The organism is Streptomyces sp. NPDC033136 (assembly GCF_055578235.1).
Window position 1 is genome coordinate 180776 of the sequence record NZ_JBVIPD010000012.1, and the last position, 22764, is coordinate 203539.

At 71.1% G+C, this 22764-nt stretch carries 20 protein-coding genes and 1 pseudogene; 9 read left to right on the plus strand and 12 right to left on the minus strand.

Features of this window, described 5'->3' with window-relative positions:
* Positions 1 to 14: 14 nt before the first annotated feature.
* The 3 genes from ACZ5TL_RS23165 to ilvA all read right to left on the minus strand — a co-directional run bounded on the left by ACZ5TL_RS23165 (position 15) and on the right by ilvA (position 3226).
* Positions 15 to 872, minus strand: coding sequence for an ABC transporter permease (locus ACZ5TL_RS23165; RefSeq protein ID WP_468592048.1), 858 nt, complete (start codon positions 870 to 872; stop codon positions 15 to 17).
* Positions 869 to 1846, minus strand: a complete 978-nt coding sequence (locus ACZ5TL_RS23170; RefSeq protein ID WP_468592049.1) for an ATP-binding cassette domain-containing protein — start codon at positions 1844 to 1846, stop codon at positions 869 to 871. Before ACZ5TL_RS23170 ends, ACZ5TL_RS23165 begins: the two co-directional genes overlap by 4 nt.
* 150 nt (positions 1847 to 1996) lie before the next feature.
* Positions 1997 to 3226: a threonine ammonia-lyase gene (gene ilvA, locus ACZ5TL_RS23175; protein ID WP_468592050.1), complete on the minus strand. Its 1230-nt coding sequence runs from the start codon at positions 3224 to 3226 to the stop codon at positions 1997 to 1999.
* A 163-nt stretch (positions 3227 to 3389) separates the two neighbouring features.
* Between ilvA and ACZ5TL_RS23180 the strand changes: the two genes are divergently transcribed.
* From ACZ5TL_RS23180 to ACZ5TL_RS23190, 3 genes are all read left to right on the plus strand, one after another.
* A complete protein-coding gene (locus tag ACZ5TL_RS23180) occupies positions 3390 to 3896 on the plus strand; it encodes a MarR family winged helix-turn-helix transcriptional regulator (RefSeq protein WP_468592094.1) in 507 nt (168 codons plus the stop codon).
* A gap of 198 nt (positions 3897 to 4094) precedes the next feature.
* Positions 4095 to 4598 (plus strand): sigma factor-like helix-turn-helix DNA-binding protein, encoded by a 504-nt coding sequence (locus ACZ5TL_RS23185; protein WP_468592051.1) that lies wholly within the window; start codon positions 4095 to 4097, stop codon positions 4596 to 4598.
* A gap of 145 nt (positions 4599 to 4743) precedes the next feature.
* A complete protein-coding gene (locus ACZ5TL_RS23190) occupies positions 4744 to 4995 on the plus strand; it encodes a hypothetical protein (protein WP_468592053.1) in 252 nt (83 codons plus the stop codon).
* A 15-nt stretch (positions 4996 to 5010) separates the two neighbouring features.
* On the opposite strand, the gene ACZ5TL_RS23195 is transcribed toward ACZ5TL_RS23190, so the two are convergent.
* The gene (locus tag ACZ5TL_RS23195) at positions 5011 to 6165 is read right to left on the minus strand and encodes a cystathionine gamma-synthase (RefSeq protein WP_468592054.1); all 1155 of its coding nucleotides are present in this window, start codon (positions 6163 to 6165) and stop codon (positions 5011 to 5013) included.
* A gap of 264 nt (positions 6166 to 6429) precedes the next feature.
* On the opposite strand from ACZ5TL_RS23195, the gene ACZ5TL_RS23200 reads away from it, so the two are divergent.
* From ACZ5TL_RS23200 to ACZ5TL_RS23215, 4 genes and pseudogenes are all read left to right on the plus strand, one after another.
* On the plus strand, positions 6430 to 7551 hold the full coding sequence (locus tag ACZ5TL_RS23200; protein WP_468592055.1) for a hypothetical protein: 1122 nt from the start codon (positions 6430 to 6432) through the stop codon (positions 7549 to 7551).
* Positions 7552 to 7864: 313 nt separating this feature from the next.
* Entirely contained in the window at positions 7865 to 8977 is a 1113-nt protein-coding gene (locus tag ACZ5TL_RS23205) for an AI-2E family transporter (RefSeq protein ID WP_468592057.1), read from the plus strand.
* A 105-nt stretch (positions 8978 to 9082) separates the two neighbouring features.
* Entirely contained in the window at positions 9083 to 9775 is a 693-nt protein-coding gene (locus ACZ5TL_RS23210; protein WP_468592058.1) for a DUF4389 domain-containing protein, read from the plus strand.
* A 16-nt stretch (positions 9776 to 9791) separates the two neighbouring features.
* Positions 9792 to 9839: pseudogene (locus tag ACZ5TL_RS23215) on the plus strand (hypothetical protein); the annotation flags it as partial.
* A gap of 180 nt (positions 9840 to 10019) precedes the next feature.
* Here ACZ5TL_RS23215 and ACZ5TL_RS23220 read toward each other — a convergent pair.
* A complete protein-coding gene (locus ACZ5TL_RS23220; RefSeq protein WP_468592059.1) occupies positions 10020 to 10403 on the minus strand; it encodes a VOC family protein in 384 nt (127 codons plus the stop codon).
* A gap of 150 nt (positions 10404 to 10553) precedes the next feature.
* A complete protein-coding gene (locus tag ACZ5TL_RS23225) occupies positions 10554 to 11594 on the minus strand; it encodes an NAD(P)-dependent alcohol dehydrogenase (protein WP_468592060.1) in 1041 nt (346 codons plus the stop codon).
* Between the two features lie 178 nt (positions 11595 to 11772).
* Between ACZ5TL_RS23225 and ACZ5TL_RS23230 the strand changes: the two genes are divergently transcribed.
* Entirely contained in the window at positions 11773 to 12681 is a 909-nt protein-coding gene (locus ACZ5TL_RS23230; protein WP_468592062.1) for a helix-turn-helix domain-containing protein, read from the plus strand.
* Between the two features lie 63 nt (positions 12682 to 12744).
* On the opposite strand, the gene ACZ5TL_RS23235 is transcribed toward ACZ5TL_RS23230, so the two are convergent.
* The 3 genes from ACZ5TL_RS23235 to ACZ5TL_RS23245 all read right to left on the minus strand — a co-directional run bounded on the left by ACZ5TL_RS23235 (position 12745) and on the right by ACZ5TL_RS23245 (position 18311).
* A complete protein-coding gene (locus tag ACZ5TL_RS23235; RefSeq protein WP_468592096.1) occupies positions 12745 to 16059 on the minus strand; it encodes a S8 family peptidase in 3315 nt (1104 codons plus the stop codon).
* Positions 16060 to 16421: 362 nt separating this feature from the next.
* A complete protein-coding gene (locus ACZ5TL_RS23240; protein ID WP_468592064.1) occupies positions 16422 to 17672 on the minus strand; it encodes a L,D-transpeptidase in 1251 nt (416 codons plus the stop codon).
* Positions 17673 to 17942: 270 nt separating this feature from the next.
* Positions 17943 to 18311 (minus strand): hypothetical protein, encoded by a 369-nt coding sequence (locus ACZ5TL_RS23245; protein ID WP_468592065.1) that lies wholly within the window; start codon positions 18309 to 18311, stop codon positions 17943 to 17945.
* A 109-nt stretch (positions 18312 to 18420) separates the two neighbouring features.
* Between ACZ5TL_RS23245 and ACZ5TL_RS23250 the strand changes: the two genes are divergently transcribed.
* Positions 18421 to 18735 (plus strand): hypothetical protein, encoded by a 315-nt coding sequence (locus tag ACZ5TL_RS23250; protein WP_468592067.1) that lies wholly within the window; start codon positions 18421 to 18423, stop codon positions 18733 to 18735.
* Positions 18736 to 18793: 58 nt separating this feature from the next.
* Here ACZ5TL_RS23250 and hutH read toward each other — a convergent pair whose 3' ends face one another.
* The 3 genes from hutH to ACZ5TL_RS23265 all read right to left on the minus strand — a co-directional run bounded on the left by hutH (position 18794) and on the right by ACZ5TL_RS23265 (position 22674).
* On the minus strand, positions 18794 to 20332 hold the full coding sequence (gene hutH, locus ACZ5TL_RS23255) for a histidine ammonia-lyase (RefSeq protein WP_468592097.1): 1539 nt from the start codon (positions 20330 to 20332) through the stop codon (positions 18794 to 18796).
* 149 nt (positions 20333 to 20481) lie between these two features.
* On the minus strand, positions 20482 to 21630 hold the full coding sequence (locus tag ACZ5TL_RS23260; protein WP_468592068.1) for a GGDEF domain-containing protein: 1149 nt from the start codon (positions 21628 to 21630) through the stop codon (positions 20482 to 20484).
* A gap of 243 nt (positions 21631 to 21873) precedes the next feature.
* Positions 21874 to 22674 (minus strand): enoyl-CoA hydratase/isomerase family protein, encoded by an 801-nt coding sequence (locus ACZ5TL_RS23265; protein ID WP_468592070.1) that lies wholly within the window; start codon positions 22672 to 22674, stop codon positions 21874 to 21876.
* Positions 22675 to 22764 lie beyond the last annotated feature (90 nt).

The following is a 22764-nucleotide window of genomic DNA, read 5'->3' on the forward strand; positions in this document are numbered from 1 at the left end:
CGCCGGGGGCATCGTCATGCCGTCGCGGACCGGTACTTGCGCACCGCCAGCGTCCGGAACACCACCAGGATCAGGACCGAGTAGATCAGCGAGGCCCAGACGGGGTGCTGCATGGGCCAGGCGTCCGACGGCGACTGGCCCGGGTTGGCGAACAGTACGCGGCAGGCCTGGACCGTGGCACTGAACGGGTTCCACTCGGCGATGTGGCGCAGCCACGGGGTCATGTGGCTGGTGTCCACGAACGCGTTCGAGATGAACGTGACCGGGAAGAGCCAGATCAGTCCGCTGGAGGTGGCCGCCTCGGGGGTCCGCACGGACATGCCGATCAGGGCGCCGATCCACGTGAACGCGTAGCCGAGCAGGAGCAGCAGGCCGAAGGCCGCGAGGACCTTGCCCGCGTTCGTGTCGCCGTCCGACCCGACGCGCCAGCCGACCAGGAGGGCGACCGCCGCGAGGACCACCAGGGTCAGGGCCGTCTGCACCGAGTCGGCGAGCGTGCGCCCGGTGAGCACCGCGCCGCGCGCCATGGGCAGGGAGCGGAAGCGGTCGATGAGGCCCTTGTGCATGTCGTCGGCGATACCCGCGCCGGAGCTGGCGGTGGCGAACGTGACGGTCTGCGCGAAGATGCCCGCCATCAGGAAGTTCTTGTAGTCGACGGCGCTGGTGCTGCTGCCGATCTGCATGGATCCGCCGAACACGTAGGTGAACAGCACCACGAACATGATCGGCTGGATCAGTCCGTAGATGATCATCTCAGGGATCCGTGACATGCGGATCAGGTTGCGTTTGGCGACGACCAGCGAGTCCCTGATGGACTGGCCGACCGGGTTCGCGGCCGGGGCGACCCGTACGGTGTCGGTGACGGCGCTCACTTCGCGGCCTCCTTGTCGTTCTCCTCGTTCTTCGCCTCGGCCACGTGTCCCGTCAGGGACAGGAAGACGTCGTCGAGGGTCGGGCGGCGCAGGCCGATGTCGTCGATCTCGATGCCCCGGGTGTCCAGCTCGCGGATGACCTCGGCGAGGAGCTTGGCGCCGCCGGTCACGGGCGCGGTGAGCTTGCGCATGTGCTCCTCGACCGTGGTCTCGCCCTTGCCGAAGCCGGCGAGGATCTCGGCGGCGGTCTGGATGTGCTCGCGCTCGTGCACCACGACCTCGACGCGCTCGCCGCCGGTGCGGGCCTTGAGCTGGTCGGAGGTGCCCTGGGCGATGACCTTGCCGTGGTCGACCACCGCGATGTCGTGCGCCAGGTGGTCGGCCTCCTCCAGGTACTGCGTGGTCAGCAGCAGTGTCGTCCCGCCGGAGACCAGCTGCTTGATGACCTCCCACAGCTGCTGGCGGTTGCGGGGGTCGAGGCCGGTCGTCGGCTCGTCCATGAACATCACGGGCGGCGAGACGACCAGGGCCGCCGCGAGGTCGAGGCGGCGGCGCATGCCGCCCGAGTAGGTCTTGGTGGGCCGGTCGGCGGCGTCCGCGAGGTGGAACTGCTCCAGCAGCTCGGCCGCGCGCTCCTTCGCCGCCTTCGCCCGCATCTGGTAGAGCTGGCCGACCATCTGGAGGTTCTCCCGGCCGGTCAGGTATTCGTCGACGGCCGCGAACTGGCCGGACAGGCCGATGGAGCGGCGGACCGCGTCGGGCTGCCTGAGCACGTCGATGCCCGCGACGACCGCCCGTCCGCTGTCGGGCCGCAGCAGGGTGGTCAGGCAGCGGACGGTGGTCGTCTTGCCCGCGCCGTTCGGCCCGAGCAGGCCGAGGACCGTGCCCTCCGGTACGTCGAGGTCGACGCCGTCCAAAGCCCTGACGTCACCGAAGGTCTTGACCAGACCTTCGGCGTAAATAGCACCTGGCATATGCGTCTCCACGTCTTCGGGAATGACCGGACGGACGTCCGGTGAGGCTTCTCACGGACACACCGTATCGCGATATATCGCGTCTCTCAACGAGTTTTTCCGCCGTGCGTTCCGTGCGACGAAAGGATCTTGAACCGGCCCCGAGCCGGGTCAGTCCCTGACCGTGTAGCCCGCCTCGCGCAGTGCCTGGCCCACCTCGGCGCAGTGCGCCGGCCCCTTCGTCTCCAGGTGCAGCTCGACCTCCGCCTCCGTGAGCCCGAGCCGTGGGTCGGTTCGCAGATGGCTCACATCGAGGACGTTGGCGTCGACCACTGACAACACCCCCAGAAGTGTGGCCAGAGCGCCCGGCCGGTCCGTCAGCCGCAGCCGGACGGCCAGGTAGCGGCCCTGCGCGGCCATGCCGTGCCGCAGCACCCGCTCCATCAGCACCGGGTCGACGTTGCCGCCGGACAGCACCGAGACCACCGGCCCCTCGAAGGCGCCGGGATCACTCAGCAGCGCCGCGACCGGGCTCGCCCCGGCCGGCTCCACGACCAGCTTGGCCCGCTCCAGACACAGCAGCAGCGCGGCGGACAGCTCGTCCTCGCTGACCGTGCGCACCTCGTCGACCAGCTCGCCGATGAGCCCGAACGGCACGTCGCCGGGCCTGCCGACCTTGATGCCGTCGGCCATCGTCGCCGGGTTACGGACCGTCACCGGCCGCCCCGCCGCCAGCGAGGGCGGGTACGCCGCCGCGCCCGCCGCCTGCACGCCGACGATCCGCACATCCGGCCGCAGGGCCTTGACCGCCACCGCGATCCCGGCGGCCAGCCCGCCCCCGCCGATGCCGACGACGATCGTGCGCGCCTCGGGGCACTGTTCGAGGATCTCCAGGCCGACGGTGCCCTGCCCGGCGATGATGTCGGGGTGGTCGAAGGGGTGGATGAACACCGCGCCCGTTTCCGCCGCGTACTCCTGAGCGGCGGCCAGCGTCTCGTCGACCACCTGGCCGTGCATCCGCACCTCCGCCCCGTAGTCCCGGGTGGCGCTGACCTTGGGCAGCGGGGCGCCCTTCGGCATGAACACCGTGGAGCGCACGCCGAGCAGCGAGGACGCGAGGGCGACGCCCTGCGCGTGGTTGCCGGCGCTCGCGGCGACGACACCGGCGGCGCGCTCCTCGGGCAGCAGACCGGCGATCCGTACGTACGCGCCGCGCAGCTTGAACGAGCCGGTCCGCTGGAGGTTCTCGCACTTGAGGTGCACCGGCGCACCGACCATCTGGGACAGGTGCCTGCTGCCCTCCATCGCGGTCGTCCGCGCCACGCCCGAGAGCATCTTCTGGGCGCCGCGCACGTCGTCGAGGGTGACGGAGCGCAAGGAGTCAGCCGTGCTGTAGCTCATGACTCCAGCATCGCAGTTCACGGGCGGGAACGACCGTTGTGACCAACCTCCGAGACCCGCTTTGCACAGCGCCGGTACGGCCCGCCTCCCAGCCGCGTACCCTGTCCCCCAATCTGCCAGCCCTCCACGAAGTGAGCCCCCGGCCATGCCCACAACACCTGAAATGTCGATGGACATGACGACCGTCGGTGACACCGGTCTTCTCGACACGCTGCAGCACGAGGTGGCGCTGTTCGCCCGCCGTGCCGAACAGACCCGGCTCGGCGGGGTCGGGCAGGTGCGCAACTCCATGGACCGCGCCGCGTATCTGCTGCTCAACCGTCTGGACAAGGAAGGCCCGATGGGCGTCAAGGCGCTCGCCGCGAGCATGGGGATCGACTCGTCGACGGTCACCCGGCAGGTGGCTCCGCTCGTCGACACCGGCCTGGTAAAGCGCACCTCGCACCCCGAGGACGGGCGCGCGGTGGTGCTGCAGCTGTCCCCGCGCGGGCAGTCCCGCCTGGAGGAAGTCCGCTCGTCCCGGCGCCAGTTGATGGCCGAGCTGACCCATGACTGGACCCCGGAGGAGCGCGAGGCGTTCTGCTCCCTCCTCACCCGCTTCAACACCGCGCTGTCCTCCCGGATGGCGGCCCAGGGGGTTCCGGGACCGGAGGCACAACCGGGCTCCTGACCGCCCGTACGAACGGGCCGAGCACGCGTGGCACACGGAGGCGGACGCCGACACCGTCGCCCGGTAACACGCGTGACGGTGGTTCGGGTCGTGCGCGGCACTTGACCGTGGGGGCGTCCCTGGCCTGATATGAGAGCGGGTCCCGTCGTACGCGGGCGGGGCCGGATCCTCAGTGGGCGCCGTCAGGCGGGAGGCGCGATGCGAGAGCGGCATGCGCCCCAGGCGGCCCGGCGGGCCCGGGAGTTCGAGGGGTTCGTCGCGGGCGCGGCCGGGCGGCTGCTGCACGCCGCCACGCTGCTCACCGCGGAGGCCCCCGGCGACAACCCGCGCGCGCGGCGCCTGCTGACGCTGTCGCTGGCGCACACGTACGCGTGCTGGGACCGGCTGCGCGGCGAGGACCCCTACGACCGCACCCGCCAGTACCTGGCCACCCGCTTCGCCCGCGGCGCGTGGCACCACCGCGGCGGCCTCGGCCGCGCCCGCCCGCACCCCGCCGCCCCCCTGGCCCCGCTCACCCCGCAGGAGCGGCTGATCCTGGTCCTCAGGCTCTACGAGGGGGTGGCCGAGGAACAGACGGCGGCCCTGCTCGGTCTGTCCCCGGAGCGTGTCCGGGCGATCTGCCACCGGGCGACGTCGACCCTGCTGCACCGGACGCGGGGCACCGCGCCGGCGGCGGGATCCGCGAAGGCGGTGCCGTCATGAGACCTTCCGGCCTGAGCACTCCCCGCCTGAGCGCTCCCCGCCAGAGCCCTCCCCACCACAACGCTCTGGGCCAGAGCCCTCCTCGCCTGAGCTCTCCCGGAGAGAGCCACCCCGGCGACCACCCTCCCGGCGGCCGGAGGCGGACATGAGAGGCAACGACCGCGATGCGGCGGTACGGCGGCTGCTGGAACAGGCGTCGTCGCGGCCGGTGCCGCCCGAGATCCACACGGAGGCGGTGCGCCGGGGCGGCCGCATGCTGAGGCGCAGAACGCTCGCCCGCCGCCTGATGTGGCTGCTGATCGTCGCGGTCGCCCTGGCCTTCGCGGTGTGGGCGCTGTCGGCCCGCCCGTGGGTGGAGCCGCCGTCGGACACGACTCCACCCCTCACAGGCTGGTGACCCGGCCGGATCCGCCTAGCCGAGCGCCTGCTGCAGGTCCTCCAGCAGGTCGTCGGCGTTCTCGATGCCGACGGAGAGACGCACCAGGTCGGCGGGGACCTCGAGGGCCGAACCGGCCGCGGAGGCGTGCGTCATGCGGCCGGGGTGCTCGATCAGCGACTCGACGCCGCCCAGGGACTCGCCCAGCGTGAACACCTTGGCCCGGTTACAGACCTCGACGGCCGCTTCCTCGCCGCCCTCGACGCGGAAGGAGACCATGCCGCCGAACGACTTCATCTGCTTGGCGGCGACCTCGTGGCCGGGGTGTTCCGGCAGGCCCGGATAGAGCACGCTCGTCACGCGCGCGTGCCGGGTGAGCATGTCGGCGACCTTGGAGGCGTTCTCGCTGTGGCGGTCCATCCGTACCGCGAGCGTCTTGGTGCCGCGCAGCACCAGCCAGGAGTCGAAGGGGCCGGCGACCGCGCCCATCGCGTTCTGGTGGAAGGCCAGCTCCTCGCCCAGGCCGGCGTCGCCGGTGATCAGCGCGCCGCCGACGACGTCGGAGTGGCCGCCCATGTACTTGGTCAGCGAGTGCACGACGACGTCCGCGCCCAGCGCCAGCGGCTGCTGGAGGTAGGGCGTTGCGAAGGTGTTGTCGACGACGAGGCGGGCGCCCGCGTCCTGGGCGACCTGGGCGAGCGCGGCGATGTCGGTGATGCCGAGCAGCGGGTTGGAGGGGGTCTCCACCCACACGGCCTTGGTCTTCGGGGTGAGGGCGGCCCGCACGGCGGCGGGGTCGCTGGTGTCGGCGACCGACCACTCGATGCCCCAGCGGGCGACGACCTTGGCGAAGAGACGGAATGTGCCGCCGTAGGCGTCGTCGGGGATCACCACGTGATCGCCGGGGCTGAGCAGCGTACGCAGCAGGCAGTCCTCGGCCGCCAGCCCGGACGCGAACGCGAGACCGCGGCGGCCGCCCTCCAGGGCGGCGAGGTTCTCCTCCAGCGCGGTCCTGGTCGGATTGGCGCTGCGGCTGTACTCGTAGCCGCCGCGCAGGCCGCCGACGCCGTCCTGCTTGTAGGTCGAGACCTGGTAGATCGGCGGGACGACCGCGCCCGTCAGGGGGTCGGCGGTGTTGCCCGCGTGGATCGCGAGCGTCTCGAAATGCTGACTGATGTGCCTGTCGCTCATGAGCACCGAGGGTAGTGCGCCGACGCGAAGCGTGCCGGGGGACGAGGCGACGCGGGCCCTGAGCAGGTTCGCCGGACGGTGCCCCGGGGCCGTTCGGCCGGTTGTCCCCAGGGTCGCGGGGGCCGTTCGGCCGGGTTTTCCACCGTGTGGCGCGGGCCGTTCGGTCGGGTCGTCCACAGAGCGACACGACATGGGCGGCCGCGTTTTCCACAGGTTCGGGGAGCAGGTTGGCCAATTGTCGGCGTGGTCTGGTTCGCTTGTCGCATGGAGATTCTCTGGGTCCTGATCGCGGTGGTCATGCTGGGCTTCGTGCTGCTCCCCTTCCTGCGGCGCAGGCGCGGGACCGCGATCGGGCTGGTCTCGCCGGACCACCCGGACGCCGCGGACCCGGCGAACTACGGCTTCGTCCGCGAGGAGGAGCTCGACATCCGCATGCCCGGTCCCGACCAGGACCTGCTGGACGTGCTGGACGTGGTGCAGCGCACGCAGGACCACCGCGCCGCGCAGCAGCTCCTCGCGGGCACGGAGTCGGAGGGCGAGCGGCGCTGGCAGCGCGTGCAGGCCTTCGCCGGTGCGGCCTCACTGGAGCTCGCGCAGCGGCCCGGCGGGGTCGGTGAGCCGCCCGGCGGGCAGTGGTTGCGGGTGTGGCGGGCCGAGGCGCCCAAGGACGCGGGCGGCGCGGCGGTGCAGGCGGAGTTCCTGGTGCAGCAGGCCTGGCGGACGGCGATGCCCGGGACCGACGAGTTCCGGATCATCATGGAGGAGGCGAAGGCGGCGTGCGGCGACGCGGCGCTGCTGGCCCCCGGCGACCCGGTCCCGTACATCGTCGAGCTGTCGGTGGCCCGCGGTCTGGACTACTCCCAGAAGGACTTCGAGCAGCTGTGGCTGAAGATCCTGGACCGCGCCCCGGTCCACATGGGAGCGCACCTGGCCGCGCTGCACTACTGGTGCGAGAAGTGGCACGGCTCGCGGGCGGAGGCCTACTCGTTCGCGGAGGCCGCGGCGGCCCGCGCCCCGCAGGGCTCCCTCCTGGCGGCGATGCCCCTCTTCGCGGTCTTCGAGCACCTGCCCGAGGTGACCCTGGTCAGCAGCTTCTGGCAGAGCGAGGTCGTCACGAAGGCGGTGCACGGCGCGCTGCACGCGGTGCACTCCGCGCGCCCCGATGACCCGATGCTGGCGCATGTGCGGCACATGCTGGTGTTCTTCCTGGTCCGCAGCGAGCGCTGGTCGGAGGCCATGACCCAGCTGATACACATCGACGGCCATGTGGGCGCCCTGCCCTGGACGCTGTCCGCCGATCCGGCGGCGGAGTTCGCGGTGTACCGGGCGCTGGCGGTCGCGGGCTACGAGGCGAACGGCGGCAGCCCGGCGAGCCTGCCCCACTGAGGCAAGCGCACGTCCTGGCAGCTCCCGTCCGGCGTCTGGGCGACCCTGCTCGGCTACCAGGCTGAAGACCTTCTGGGAGTCCCACGGCCCCTCGCAGGGCTTCCGCCAGGGCAACGCCGTGGTCCCGCAGTGCCGCTCGGCCGTCTGCCCCACCACCCCCGAGCAGACCGCCATCGCCAAGTCCTCCCGCGGGCCACTGCGGCATCGGAGGGACGGGCGTGTCCTCCCCGATCGGTGGGCAGGGCCGACGGCTGAGGACCGACCCGAGACACCAGGGGTCCGGTAGGGCGTCAGCACCCCATAAGGTGCCCTGGTGACTGCGCCCCTGAGTTCCTCCAGATCCCGTGCCGCGCTGCGGATATCCGCTCGGGTCTCCGGTGAGTTGCTGCTGGTGTTCGCCGGGCTGGCCGTGACCCTGTGGCTGCTGGGCCGCATGTGGTCGGTGGTCTGGCCGCTCGTGGTCGGGCTGCTGCTGACCACGCTGACCTGGCCCCTGGCGCGGTTGCTGCGCCGGCGCGGGTGGCCGCCCGCGCTGGCCGCGTCGGTGGTGACCGTGATGTTCCTGCTGGTCGCCGCGGGTGTGGTGGCGTTGATCGCCGTGCCGGTGGCGTCTCAGTCGGGTGAGCTGACCGACGGTGTGGTGGAGGGGATCCAGCGGCTGCGGGAGTGGGCCGCCGGACCGCCGCTCAACATCGGGGACGCGGAGATCAACCAGGCCTTCGACAGCGCGGTCGCCCGTGCTCAGGAGGGTCTCGGCAGCATGGTCGGCGCTGTCGTCACGGGAGTGAGCACCGTGGTGAACGGGGTCGTCACCGCCGTGCTGGCGCTCTTCCTGATGTTCTTCTTCCTGAAGGACGGGCCGCGGTTCCTGCCGTGGCTCGCCCGTCAGCTGCCCGGCCGGCTCGCCACCGACGTCCCGGTCGTGTTCGCGCGGGGCTGGGAGACCCTGAGCTCCTTCGTCCGTTCCCAGGCTGCTGTCGGGCTGCTCGACGCCGTCCTGATCGGCCTGGGCCTGTGGATCCTGGGCGTACCGCTGGTGCTGCCGCTGGCGGTCCTGACGTTCGTCTCCGCGTTCGTGCCGATCGTCGGCGCCTTGTTCGCCGGTTTCGTCGCGGTCCTCATCGCGCTGGTCTACAACGGCCTGACCGACGCGCTGATCGTGCTGGCGATCATCGTGGTGGTGCAGCAACTGGAGGGCAACCTCTTCCAGCCCGTGATCCAGAGCCGCGGCCTCGGCCTCCACGCGGCCGTCGTGCTGCTGGCGGTGACACTGGGCGGCAGTCTGGCCGGCATCGTCGGCAGTCTGCTCGCCGTCCCCGCCGCCGCGCTGATCGCGGTGGTCTGGAACTACGTACGTGAGCAGCTCGCCGTCCCGGCGGACGAACCGGGCCCCGGCGAGGCGGGCACCGGGACCGTGCCGTCCTAGGAGGCCCGGAGCCGGGAGCCGGGGGGCGGAACGCGCGAACGGCCCCGCCCAGGTCGCGGGGGCCCTCCCCGCTTGCGAGTCTGCAGGCGAAAGGAGGGCCGCCCGATGATTCCTGCCGCCGCGTCGCCCGTACGTTTCGAGGCGTCCGTCGATCCCCGGCTGTCCCGATGGATGTGGCTGGTGAAGTGGCTGCTCGCCATCCCGCACTACATCGTGCTGCTCTTCCTGTGGCTCGCGTTCGCCGTCGTGACCGTGATCGCCTTCTTCGCCATCCTGTTCACCGCGCGCTACCCCCGGTCCCTCTTCGACTTCAACGTCGGCGTGCTGCGCTGGAACTGGCGGGTGACCTACTACGCCCACACCGCGCTCGGCACCGACCGTTACCCGCCCTTCACCCTCGCCGACGTGCCCGACTACCCGGCCCACTTCGATGTCGTCTACCCCGAGCGGCTGTCGCGCGGCCTGGTCCTGGTGAAGTGGTGGCTGCTGGCGATCCCGCAGTACTTCGCCGTCGCGATCATCGCCGGTGGCGGCTGGGGCGGGGAGGACTGGCGGGGCGGCGGGCTGATCCCCTATCTCTCGCTGGTCGCCGTGGTCATCCTGCTGTTCACCGCCCGCTACCCGCGGCACCTCTTCGACTTCCTGATCGGCCTCGCCCGCTGGGTGGCGCGCGTGACGGCCTACGCCGCGCTGATGACCGACCAGTACCCGCCGTTCCGGCTGGACCAGGGCGGACAGGAGACCTCACCGGCTCCCCCGCCCGCGTCCCCTCCGGGGTCCCCGCTGTCCAAGCCGTGAGTGCCGTGCCCGCCTGATGCGGGACGTGACCGGCGTCCGGCTCGCGGTGACCGCGCGCGACCTCGCCACTGCGGTGCCGCTGCTGAAGGCCGCCGGGTTCGCCGTCCGGTCCCTGCCGGGCGGGGGCGCGCCCGACCCCGGCCCACGGGCCCGCCGGGGTCGGGTCGGAGGTGACGCCGCCTGCGCCGGGCAGGACGCGGGACGGCGCCGGCGCGCCGATGTGAGGAGGTGGGGTGCGGGCGGCTCAGCGGCCGCTGCCATAAGGCCTTGTGATGATCTCCAGGCGGTGGCCGTCGGGGTCGTCGAAGTACGCGCCGCGGCCGCCGTCGTTGTGGTTGATCTCGCCGGGGCGGCTGTGGAACGGGTCCGCCCAGTACGTCAGGCCGGCCTCCTGGATGCGGCTGAAGATCTCGTCGAACTCGTCCTCCGAGACCAGGAAGGCGTAGTGCTGCGGCGTGATGGCGCCGGGGCTGTCCATGAAGTCGAGCGTCACGCCGTTGGAGATCTCGACCGGGAGGAACGGGCCGTAGGGCGGGCTCACCTCCAGCCCCAGGAGGTCGGCGAGGAACCGGGCCGAGGCGCGCTTGTCGTGCGCGGCGACGATGGTGTGGTTCAGCTGCACGGTCATGGCGGGCCTCCCCTGTCGTAGCCGGCGAACCCCCTGGTGCGCTCCCCCACGTGTACCCCGCAGGGCACCACCTCGTGCATCACGAACGCCCTGAGGGCCCCGGCACGCGCTGCCTGGGGCCCTAAGGGGTGATGCGGGGACCGTCCGGTCTCAGATGGTCGCGGTGTCGATCACGAACCGGTAGCGCACGTCACTGGCGAGCACCCGGTCGTACGCCTCGTTGATCTGGTCGCCGCGGATCAGCTCGATCTCGGCGCCGAGGCCGTGCTCGGCGCAGAAGTCCAGCATCTCCTGGGTCTCGGCGATGCCGCCGATCATGGAGCCGGCGAGGGACTTGCCGCCGCCGATCACCGAGAAGAGGTTCAGGGAGACGGGCTCCTCGGGGGCGCCGACGTTGGCCAGCGTGCCCTCGGTCTTCAGCAGCGAGAGGTAGGCGCCCAAGTCCAGCGGCGCCGAGACCGTGGAAACGATCAGGTCGAAGGTGCCGGCCAGTTCCTCGAAGGTCTTCGGGTCGCTGGTGGCGTAGTAGTGGTCGGCGCCCAGCTTGAGGCCGTCCTCCTGCTTGCGCAGGGACTGCGAGAGCACGGTCACCTCGGCGCCGAGCGCGTGCGCGATCTTGACGCCCATGTGGCCGAGGCCGCCCAGGCCGACGATCGCGACCTTCTTGCCGGGACCGGCGCCGAAGCGCTTGAGCGGGGAGTAGAGGGTGATGCCGGCGCACAGCAGCGGCGCGGCGACGTCGAGAGACAGACCGTCGGGGACGCGGACGACGAAGTTCTCGTCGACGACGATCTTCTGCGAGTAGCCGCCGTAGGTGGGCTCGCCGTCCTTGCCGATGCCGTTGTAGGTCGGGACGTTGCCCTGGAGGCAGTACTGCTCACGGCCGGCCTCGCAGTTCTCGCACGCGCGGCAGGAGTCGACCATGCAGCCGACGCCCACGCGGTCGCCGACGGCGAACTTCGTGACGCCCGGACCGACCTCGGAGACGACACCGGCTATCTCGTGGCCGGGCACCATCGGGAAGATCCCCTCGCCCCAGCCCTCGTTGGCCTGGTGGATGTCGGAGTGGCAGATGCCGGCGAACTCGATGTCGATCAGGACGTCGGACTCGCCGACCGGGCGCCGGTCGATGGTGGTGCGCTCCAGCGGAGCCTTGGGGGCAGGCGCGGCGTACGCAGCAACAGTGGTCATGCCGGGGTTCTCCTAGCGGGGTCGTGTGCCCGGCTGCCTTCTGGATCTTCCGACCGGGCACCTCACCAGCGTGCCGGATCCCCGAGCCTTCACCCAGACCACGGTTTTGCGTACGCACACGGTTGGTACCACTGGCGGGGTCAGGCTCGCGTGCGTACGACCAGGAATACTGGACGGCATGGACGGACAGCCCGAACCCGCACAGACGGCCGGTGGCGGCCTGGACCGGCGCGCCGAGCTCAGTGAGTTCCTGCGTACCCGGCGTGCCCGGCTGAAGCCGGAGGACGTGGGGCTGCCCGACTTCGGGCGGAGGCGGGTACCGGGGCTGCGCCGCGAGGAGCTGGCGCAGCTGGCCGGGGTGTCCGTGGCGTACTACACCCGGCTGGAGCAGGGCAACGGGCGCAACGTCTCGGCGGAGGTGCTGGACTCGATCGCGCGCGCCCTGCGGCTGAACGACGCCGAGCACGCGCATCTGACGCACCTGGCGAAGCCGAAGCAGCACAAGAAGAAGCCGGTGGCGCGCAGCCGACGGGTACGGCCGGCGCTACGGCATCTGCTGGACTCGATCGACAGCGTCCCGGCGTACGTCGTCGGGCGCCGCTCGGACGTCCTGGCCTGGAACCGGATGGCCGCGGCGGTCTTCGGCGACTGGGCGGAGCTGCCGGGGCCGGAGCGGAACTGGGCGCGGATGGTGTTCCTCAGGCCCGAGTACCGCGAGCTGTTCGTGGAGTGGGACCAGAAGGCGTCCGACATCGTCGGTTACCTGCGCATGGACGCGGGCTGCCACCCGGACGACCCGCTCCTGTCGGCACTGGTGGGCGAGCTCTCGGTGAAGAGCGAGGAGTTCCGCCGGCTCTGGGCCGCCCACGACGTCAAGGAGAAGAGCTACGGCGTCAAACGCCTGCGCCACCCCCTGGTCGGCGACCTCACCCTGTCCTTCGAGACGTTCCGCCTGATCGACGACGGCGAGCAAGCCCTGATGACCTACCACGCGGAACCGGACACCCCGTCGGCGGAGGCCCTGCGCCTGCTGGCGAGCTGGGGGGCGGACGCGGTCCGGGCGGGGACCGAGAGCCCGGCCCCGTAGACGCGGACGGCCCGCCGGAGGCCGAGGCTCCCGGCGGGCCGCTCGAGCGGCGTTGTCTACGGCCTACTTGCCGTAGTACGCGTTGTAGATCGAGATCGTCGACTTGTTGCCCTTCTTGTCGGCGATCTTGGCGTGGAAGGAGATGGCCTTCCCCTTCGCCGGGTTCTTGAAGCTGACCTTGCCCTTCTTGACGGTGAGCTTCTTCCAGGTCTTGCCGTAGTCGTACGACACGTACACCGACAGCGACTTCAGGTTGCTGCCCTTGGCCGCGCCCTCGACGGTGACCGGGATGCTGACCTTCTTCCCGGCCGGGACCTTGCTGTCCAGGCCGGTGGCAGCCTGGAAGCGGGCCGTGGAGGCGGGCAGCTGCTTGAGGCCGGTTGTCTTCTTCGAGCGGAACGTCCAGCTGGCGTCGATGCGGGTGGAGGCCGCCGCGACCTTGACGCTGCGCTTGACCGACGTCGTCAGCTTGTACTCGGCGTCACCGGCCGGGACCTTGAACGGCTCCTCGCCGAACAGCGGGTCGTCGTTGCTGCCGATCTTGGTGCCGTTGCGGTACAGGGTCGTGGCGGCCGACGTGAACTGCGACCAGCCCACGTTGCCCTTGCTGTCGGAGAACAGCGGCAGGGAACCGGTGATCTCGTTGCCCTCGCGGAAGAGGCCGAAGTCGGCGTTGATGCGCGGTCCGAAGACGGCCGTGTTGACGGTCTTCGAGTAGCTCTTGCCGGCCGCGTACTTCTGCGGGGCCAGGACGTAGGACGCCTCGTCGAGCGGGAAGCCGTCCGCGTCGACACCGCCGTTCTGGGTGAAGTGGAGGTCCCACTGGACTCCGCCCTGGGCGGACAGGTGCATCTTCCGGGTGCCGGGCAGGGTCTGCGGGATGCCGATGGAGGAGGCGCTGCTGCTCCACGGCATCCAGCCCACCGCTTCGAGCGTGCCCTTCTTGCCGCTCGCCGGGGCGCCGAGACCGGCCTTCACCGTGGCCAGCTCACTCGCCTTGTAGCGCTTGGTGAAACCGGTGGCGAGCCGCTTGACGGGGCCGCCGGCGATGGTGGCGTACTCCTCCGTGGCGCCCTTGACCCAGTGGCCGTCCCACTGCTGGGTCACCGAACCGTCGGTGATCTGCGGGCCGACGTGGGCGGAGCGGAACTTCTCGTAGGAGTCCAGCCACCAGCCGTAGCCCCAGCTGCTGTCACCGGCCTCGACCGTGAAGTCGGCAGAGGCGAACTCCGGCTTGGCGCCCGCGTCCGGGACAGTGATGTTCACAGGCTTGGCCTTGCGGGCGTCCAGCGTGACGGTCGTCTTCTTGGTGACCTTCAGCTTGGGCTGCGCGAGCCAGTCGACACCTTCGAACTTCTCCGGGTCGTCGCCGGCGAAGACGTTCGTGTTGAGGATGTAGGTGCCCTTGGGGACCCGGGTGGTGACGGTGCCGTCCTCGTCGTACGGCATGGCCGACTTGCCCTCGCCCAGGCCCGCGATGCCCTGCAGGTCGGCGCTGTAGTTCTTCGCCGGCTTGCCGTCACGGCCCAGGAACTTCAGCGTGACGTCGTACGACTCGACCTCGCGCTGCACCGCGGCCGCCGTGCGCACGGTCTGGCCGCCGCCCGTCGCCGTCACGTACGACGAGTAGGCGCCGTCGACCGTGCCGCCGAGCTTGGTGTTCACGGTGAACGGGACGGAGGCCTTGCCGCCGGCCGGGACCGTCACCGAGGTGGCGCCGAGCTTGAAGAAGCCGGCCGGGGCGGCCTGGCCCTTGGGGTTGGTGGCGGTCGACGCCAGCTTCAGCGTGACGGCCTTCGTACCGAGGTTGCGGTACGTCAGCTCCTTGGTGACAGGCTTGTCGTCGGTGTGCGGCCACTGCTGGATGCCGAAGCTCACCGAGGACGGGTTGCCGATCACGGACTGCTTGATGGCCTTGTCGACCTGGATACGGCCCGAACCCTGCTCGAACGGCGTGTACTTTCCGCCCTTGGTGGAGCCGGTGAGGGCGCCCTTGAGCTCGGGGTACTTCCACTCCGGGTGCTGCTGCTTCAGGATCGCCGCCGCGCCCGCGACGTGCGGGGTCGCCATCGACGTACCGGAGATGGTCATGTAGCCGGCCGGCTTCTCGCCGACCTCGTCGGCTATCTGGTTGCCCTTGGCGGAGGCCGCGGTGATGTCCACGCCGGGCGCGGTCACGTCGGGCTTGAGGGCGCCGTCCATGCCGGGGCCGCGGCTGGAGAAGTCGGCGAGCTTGTCCTTGTCGTCGACCGCGCCGACGGTCAGGGCGGCGGCGGCGCTGCCCGGGGAGCCGACGGTCTGTTCGCCGAAGTCGCCCTCGTTGCCGGCCGCGATGGCGAACAGGACGCCCTTCTCCTCGGACAGTTTGTTCACCGCCGCTTCCAGCGGGTCGATCGCGGGCGTGTCGCCGCCGCCCAGGCTCATGTTGACGACATCGGCGCCCTCGGCGACGGCCCACTCCATGCCGGCGAGGATCTCGGAGTCGCTGCCGAATCCGCCGTCGTCGAGGACCTTGCCGTTGAGGATCTTGGCACCGGGCGCGACACCCTTGTACGTGCCGCCGGACTTCTTGCCGGTTCCGGCCGCGATGGAGGCGACGTGCGTGCCGTGGCCGACCTTGTCGGTCGTGTCGGGCGACGTAGTGAAGTTCTTGGCGCCGATCACCTGGCCCTTGAGGTCGGCGTGGGTGGCGTCGACACCGGTGTCCAGAACGGCGATCTTGACGCCCTTGCCGTCGTAACCGGCCGCCCACGCCTTGGGGGTGCCGATCTGCGGGACGGACTTGTCGAGGCTGGCCTTGCGGACGCCGTCGAGCCAGACGTGCGCGATGCCGGAGGCGGTCCTGTCACCGTTGGTGACCGCGTCCCACAGCTCGGGCGCGTCCTCCTTCGGGGTCTGCACCGCGTCCGCGTTCAGGGTCTTCAGCGAGTGGCGCAGCGTGCCCGCGTCGCGGACGTCGGCCTTGGTGGCGGCGGCGCCGCCCCGGTAGCCGACGATGACCTTCAGGCCCTTCTTCTGGGCCTTGCGGGTCGCGGACTTGTTCAGCTCGGTGACGTCGAAGAGCCGCTGGTCGAGCTTGCCGGTGGCGACCAAGCGGGCCGCGTCGGCCGGGATCACGAGCGTGTGGCCGTCGAGCTTGCGGATCTGGACGGGAATGTCCTCGCGTCCCTTGGCCCGCTCCAGGCCGACGACACGGCCCTTGGCGTCCAGGACGACCCGGTCACCCGTGATCAGTGTGATGCGGTGCTTGGCGGTGACCGATGCCTGCTTCACGGCCGCGGTCGTCTGCTCGCCGTTCGCCGACGCCGGGCTGGTCATACCCGCCGCCAGGGCCACGGCCGCCGCTGTGGCGATCGTGGCCGCGCACGCCCTTTTCACTTGTCTGCGCAAGTTTCCCCCTTGCAGAAGAACCGGGCGAAACTCCCCGTTCACCCGGCCGGGGGTGGTCTCGTACGCATGGACGTACGCCCCCCGGAATACGGAGTATGCCGAGGGGTGATCAGGCGCTCAATAGTTGAGAGTGGGGTAAGAAATCCGTCGGCCGACTGTTACACGGCCGCCGGAACTCCGTTACAGGGTCGGACAGTTGCGCACGCGTGTTCTCCTTGACAGCGAGGTGTCCGACTCTTCGAGGCTGCGGCTGCGACGCGTGAGAAGCGGGCGCGGTACGACGGAAGCCGCCGCCCGGCCCCCTTTTCCGAGGGTGGGCGGCGGCTTCCCGGAGCGAAGCTGCCGGAGCGTCAGGCCGCCGAACCGGCCTTCCAGTCGGCCCAGTTCATGTTCCAGCCGTTGAGGCCGTTGTCCGGCGCGATGGTCTTGTCGCCGGTGTTCTCGACGACCACCACGTCACCGATCATCGAGTTGTTGTAGAACCACGCGCCCGGCATGTTCGGGTCGTCGGCACCCTTGACGTCCTGGAGGCCGACGCAGCCGTGGCTCGTGTTCGCGCTGCCGAAGATGGACTTCGGGCCCCAGTAGTTGCCGTGGATGAACGTGCCGGAGCTGGAGAGGCGGATGGCGTGCGGGACGTCCTTGATGTCGTACTCACCCTTGCCGTCGTCGTCCGTGAAGCCCACGGTCGCGCCGTTCATGCGCGTCTCCTTGAACTTCTCGGACATCACCATGACGCCCTCGTAGGTCTTGTTCTCGGGCGAGCCGGCGGAGATCGGGATGGTCCGCACGACCTTGCCGTCCTGCGTGATCTTCATCTGCTTGGTCTTCGCGTCGACGTACGAGACCTGGTTGCGGCCGATCTTGAAGGTGACCGTCTTCTGCTGGACGCCGTAGACACCCTCGGCACCCTCGACACCGTCGAGCGCGAGCTTCAGCGTGACGGTGGAGCCTTCCTTCCAGTAGTCCTCGGGGCGGCAGTCCATGCGGTTGGCGTTGAACCAGTGGCAGGCGACCTCCTGGCCGCTGGTCGTGCTGACCTCGATGCCCTTCTGGACCTCGGCCTTGTTGGTGATCGCCTTGTCGAAGTTGATCGAGACCGGCATGCCGACGCCCACGGTGGTGCCGTGGTCCGGGGTGAAGTTGCCGATGAAGCTGTTGGCCGGGGAGACCGTGGTGAACGAGGCGTTCTCGTGTGCGACGCGACCGTCGGAGTCCTTCGCCTCCGCCGCCAGCTTGTAGGTCGTCGACCGCTCCAGCTGTGTGGTGGGCTTCCAGCTGGTCTTGTCGGCGGATATCTCGCCGCTGACCTCGGTGCCCTCGGCCGTCGTCATCTTCACGTTCGTGAGCGTGCCCTTGCTCACGGTGACGGCGGCGGAGTTGTTGATCGAGGCGTTGTCCGAGCCGTCCTTCGGCGTGATCTTGATCTGGGCCTCGGAGGTCTTCTTGGCTGCGGCCTCGTCGACCTTCGACTGGGAGCTGTCGCCGCCGTCGCTCCCGGAGGCACTGTCGTCGCCGCCGGAACACGCCGAAAGCACCAGCACTCCGCCGAGCAGTGCGGACGCGACCGACAGGCCCCTGCGCCGCTTACTGACCGTCATCACACGCTTCTCCATCGTTGCCGATTTCCCCAAAACCCCGAGTGCCCCCGTCACCAACCAAGTGCCCCCGCCGGGACTCGCGAGTCCCCGCCGAGAACTTCCAACGCTACGACCGGTTCGTCCGGTTCCCCAGGTCGCGCACATGTGGGGATCAACACGTCCGGGACGGAAACGGTGCCGGGCGGTACGGGGGCGGTCGGTGCGCCGCTTGAGACGCGTGATCCCCGGGCGGCGGTTGCCGCCCGGGGATCACGATTTCCCCAAGCGGCCTCAGCCGTCGTCGCCGTTGTCGTCGCCGTTGTCGTCATGGTGGTCGTGGTGGTGGTCGACATCATCCTCGTCGAGGTCCCAGTCCGGCGAATCGGGGTCGTAGTCGATCCGCTCGCTGCTCCAGGAGGCCTGCTGGAGCTCCACGCCGGGTACCTCACTGACCAGGTCGAACGGATCCACGAGGTACGCGAGGGCCTCCGCGGTGTCTTCCGTCACAGCGCCCTCGGCGTGAGCCCGTTCCGCCGCCGGCAGGCCGTCCTCGTCGGCGATCCGGCGCAGCGCGGACTTGGTGACCGCGTCCGCGTCGTCGACTTCGAGAACGAGTTCCACGCGAAGCCGTACAAAACGTGATGTCTCAGGAGTGCTCATGGCGCGAGCGTACGTCGAGGTCCTCCCGTGACTTTCCCGTGACCCGCGACTTTCATTAACATCGCCCCACACGGCCAATTCGCCGACGTCACAAGGGGATCGATATTCCGTGTCATCCGCTCGCCGCCCGTTGCTGACCACCACCGCCGCAGCGTCCCTGCTGGGCGCCCTGTGGTTCGTCCCGTCCGCCAACGCGACGTCGGACTCCCCGGTGAGAGACGCGGCCGCGGCCAGCCCGTCGCCGCAGGTCACGGAACAGGCGCGGATCGCGGCCACGACCGCGGACGCCTCCGCCACCGGCGCCCGGCTCGCGGACACCGGCAGCTTCGACAGCACGCCGTACGTGATCGGCGGGACCTTCTGCCTCACGCTGGGCGCCGGGTTCGTCGTGTACTCGGTGCGCCGGGAACGCCTCGGTTTCTGACCGCACTTGACGAGGGGCCCCGCCGCACGGCGAAGCCCACCCGTCCTGACGGCCGGCCCTACCGCAGCGGCCCGGTGACCTTCTCCACCGCCGCGAGCAGCCGCCCGTCGCGCACGAACGCGTCCGCCGCGGCCAGGTCGGGCGCCAGGAACCGGTCCGGGCCGGGACCCTGAACTCCCGCCTCCCGCACGGCGTCGATGACCGCCCGTGTCGCGGGCGCGGGGGTGAGCCCCTCGCGCAGCTCGACGGCGCGCGTGGCGGCGTAGAGCTCGACGGCGAGAACGCGGGTGAGGTTGTCGACGGCCGTGCGCAGCTTGCGCGCCGCCGACCAGCCCATCGAGACGTGGTCCTCCTGCATGGCGGAGGACGGGATCGAGTCGGCCGACGCCGGTACGGCGAGCCGCTTCAGCTCACTGACCAGCGCGGCCTGTGTGTACTGAGCGATCATCAGGCCCGAGTCCACACCGGCGTCGTCGGCGAGGAACGGCGGCAGGCCGTGGCTGCGGTTCTTGTCGAGCAGCCGGTCGGTGCGCCGCTCGGCGATGGACCCGAGGTCGGCGGCGGCGATGGCGAGGAAGTCCAGGACATAGGCGACGGGCGCCCCGTGGAAGTTGCCGTTGGACTCCACACGGCCGTCGGGCAGCACGACGGGGTTGTCCACCGCCGAGGCCAGCTCGCGGTCGGCGACCAGCCGGGCGTGCGCCATGGTGTCCCGCCCGGCCCCGGCGACCTGCGGGGCGCAGCGCACCGAGTACGCGTCCTGGACCCGCGGGGCGTCGTCCTGGTGGTGCCCGGTCAGCCCCGAGCCCTTCAGCACGGCCAGCATGTTGGCGGCACTGGCGGCCTGCCCCGGGTGCGGCCGGATGGCGTGCAGTTCGGGGGCGAGGACCTTGTCGGTGCCGAGCAGGGCCTCCAGGGACAGGGCGGCCGTGACGTCGGCGGACCGGTAGAGGGTCTCCAGGTCGGCCAGGGCCATGACCAGCATGCCGAGCATGCCGTCGGTGCCGTTGAGGAGGGCGAGGCCTTCCTTCTCGCGCAGTTCGACCGGCTGGATGCCGTGCGCGGCGAGCAGTTCGGCGGCCGGGCGTACGGCGCCGTCGGGGCCCTCGGCGTCCCCCTCGCCCAGGAGCGCGAGCGCGCAGTGGGACAGCGGCGCGAGGTCGCCGGAGCAGCCGAGGGAGCCGTACTCGTGCACGACCGGGGTGATCCCGACGTTGAGCAGGTCGGCCATGGTCTGCGCGACCTCGGGCCGTACGCCGGTGCGCCCGGAGCAGACGGTCTTCAGCCGCAGGAACATCAGGGCGCGGACGACCTCCCGCTCGACCCGCGGCCCCATGCCGGCGGCGTGCGAGCGGACGATGTTGCGCTGCAGCTGTGCGCGCAGCTCCGGGCTGATGTGCCGGGTCGCCAGGGATCCGAAGCCGGTGCTCACGCCGTACACGGGGTCCGGCTTGGCCGCCAGCGCGTCCACGATCTCGCGGGCCGCGGCGAGGGCTGCCACGGCCTCCTCGGAGAGCTGGACGCGGGCACCGCCGCGCGCCACGGCGAGCACGTCGGACGCGGTCACCCCGGACGTCCCCACCACCACAGTGTGCATATCCATATTCAGGAGCGTACGCAGTGAATTCGATGATGTCACCACTGGGGGTGGGGTTCACCCCTTACCGGTGCGTCACACCGGGGCATACCCGCCAAGGCGCGGGCACGGCGGCAGGCCCCGGGGCAGGCGCCACGGCAGCAGGCCTGTCACGGCGCGTGCCGTCCCCGGAAACGCCGCCGCTCCCCGCCCGTCTCCGTGGACGGCTCGTCGGCGAGCCGCACGACGGGATCGTCGGGCCCGGCCCGCCCGGCGACGACCGGCTTGGCCGCCCGCTCGGCCTTGGCCCGGTACTGGGCCGCGTCGGCGAGGCGGAACAGCCGCCGGGCCGAGTGCACCGGCCCGATCGGATCCTCGGTGGACGCGACCCCGCAGGCCACACCGTCCCCGAGCTCCAACTCCGCCGCCCGGCGGCACAGTTCACCGGCCGCCTCCACCACCTGGTCGGCGGGCGGCCCGACCGCGAGCAGACAGAACTCGTCCCCGCCGAGCCGCGCCGCGAGCGCCCCCGGCAGCATGGCCCCGCACAGCGACAGCACCGACCCGAACCGCTCCAGGAGCCGGTCGCCGGCGGCGTGCCCGTGGGTGTCGTTGACCCGCTTGAGCCCGTTCAGGTCGCAGACGACCAGGCTGACGACGGCTTCCTCCCGGCGGTGCCGCTCGATCGCCTGCTCCAGGCGCACGTCCACGGCCCGGCGGTTGGCGAGTCCCGTGAGGGAGTCCGTGAAGGCGAGGCGCCGGGCCTCCTCCAGCCGCTCGGTCTGGGCGATGCCGGCGGCCACGACGGAGGCCAGGACGGTGGCGAAGTCGGCGTCGGCCCGCCCGAAGACGGGCTCACCGACCGGCCGGGCGACGTACAGCTCGCCCCAGGCCCTTCCGTGCAGCACGATCGGCGCCACCACGCAGCAGCCCCGGCCGCGGCGGCGCAGGGCGGCGACGCGCTGGTGGCAGTACCCCGGCTGTCCGGCGGCGGGCCCCTCGGCGGTCTCCACCCACGCGTCGGGCTCCCCGCCGCCGGCCCACTGCTCGTGCAGGAACTCGGTGATCTCCGCGAACTGGTGAACCGGGTAGGACTCGTCCTCCGGGAACTCCTCCTCGCCCTCGGCCAGCTCCCCGACGTTCACGAGGACCTTCAGCCGGCCGAGCTCCCGCTCCCACACCGACAGCGCGGCGAAACTCCCGCCCAACGCCCGGCACGCCCCGGCGGCCGCGGCACGCCACGCCTCATGCGATCCGTGCGCGGCCGCCATCCCCTGAGCCAACGCGACGACGGCCACCAGCCGTCTGTCCTCACCCATCACTCCAGGCTAGGGAGTTTTCAGCCAGACCGACCTGTTCATGGCGCGAACGGGGAGGGACAGGCACCGGTTTGAATGCGCCCGGGGAACGCCCCCCCGATACGCCTGCCCGCCCCCGGGGGCGGGCGGCTCCACCCGGATACGCCCGACCCCGCCCGACCCCGCCCGGCTGCGGGCGAGCGCGCCACTGAAGACGGCGCAGGTGGGCGGAGCAGCGACGCACCGGAAGAACGAACCCTCGGTTCACTCCCCCGGCCAGTCCGGCTTGCGCCGCTCGTTGAACGCGGCCACGCCCTCCGCCCGGTCCCCCGAGAACGCCACGGCTCGCCACGCCGCGTCCTCCACTTCGAGCCCGGCCCGCAGATCCAGCCCCTGCCCCAGCCGCAGCGCCCGCTTGGCCGCCCGCAATCCCACCGGCGAGTTCCCGGCCATCCGCGCGGCCAGCGCCAGCGCCTCCTCCCGGTCCCGCCCGGCCTCCACCACCTGGTCGACCAGCCCCAACTCTCCCGCCTCCACGGCCTCCACCCGCCGCGCGGAGAAGATCAGCTCGGCCGCCCGGGCCGCCCCCACCCGCCGCGGCAGCAACTGTGTCCCTCCGCCCCCCGGAATCACCCCGACGGACACCTCCGGCAGCCCCACCACCGCCGTCCGGTCCGCCACGATCACGTCGCACGCCAGCGCCAGCTCGAATCCGCCCCCGAGCGCGAACCCGTGCACCGCCGCCACCGTCGGCACCGGCAACTCCAGCACCCCGGTGTACGCCCCCCGCGTCACCGGCCGCTGCCGCAGCAGATCCGCGTCGCTGAAGGAGTTCCGCTCCTTCAGGTCGGCTCCGACGCAGAACGCCCGCTCATGCGTCGAGGTGAGCACGACCACCCGGACGTCCCGGTCCTCCCCCAGCGCCGCGCACGCCCCGGCGATGGACCGCGCCATCTCGGTCGACACGGCGTTCATGGCCTTGGGCCGGTCGAGGACGAGCTCCGCCACATGTCCCTGCTCATGCCGCCGCACCAGCACGGACTCCCCGAACCGTTCCTCACTCATGACACCCTCCGGTTAACGCGGGTTAACAACAGCGCTCAGATCATCGCAGTCCCGTCCCACCCGCGAAAGAGTGGACGCTCCCGGTTCCCG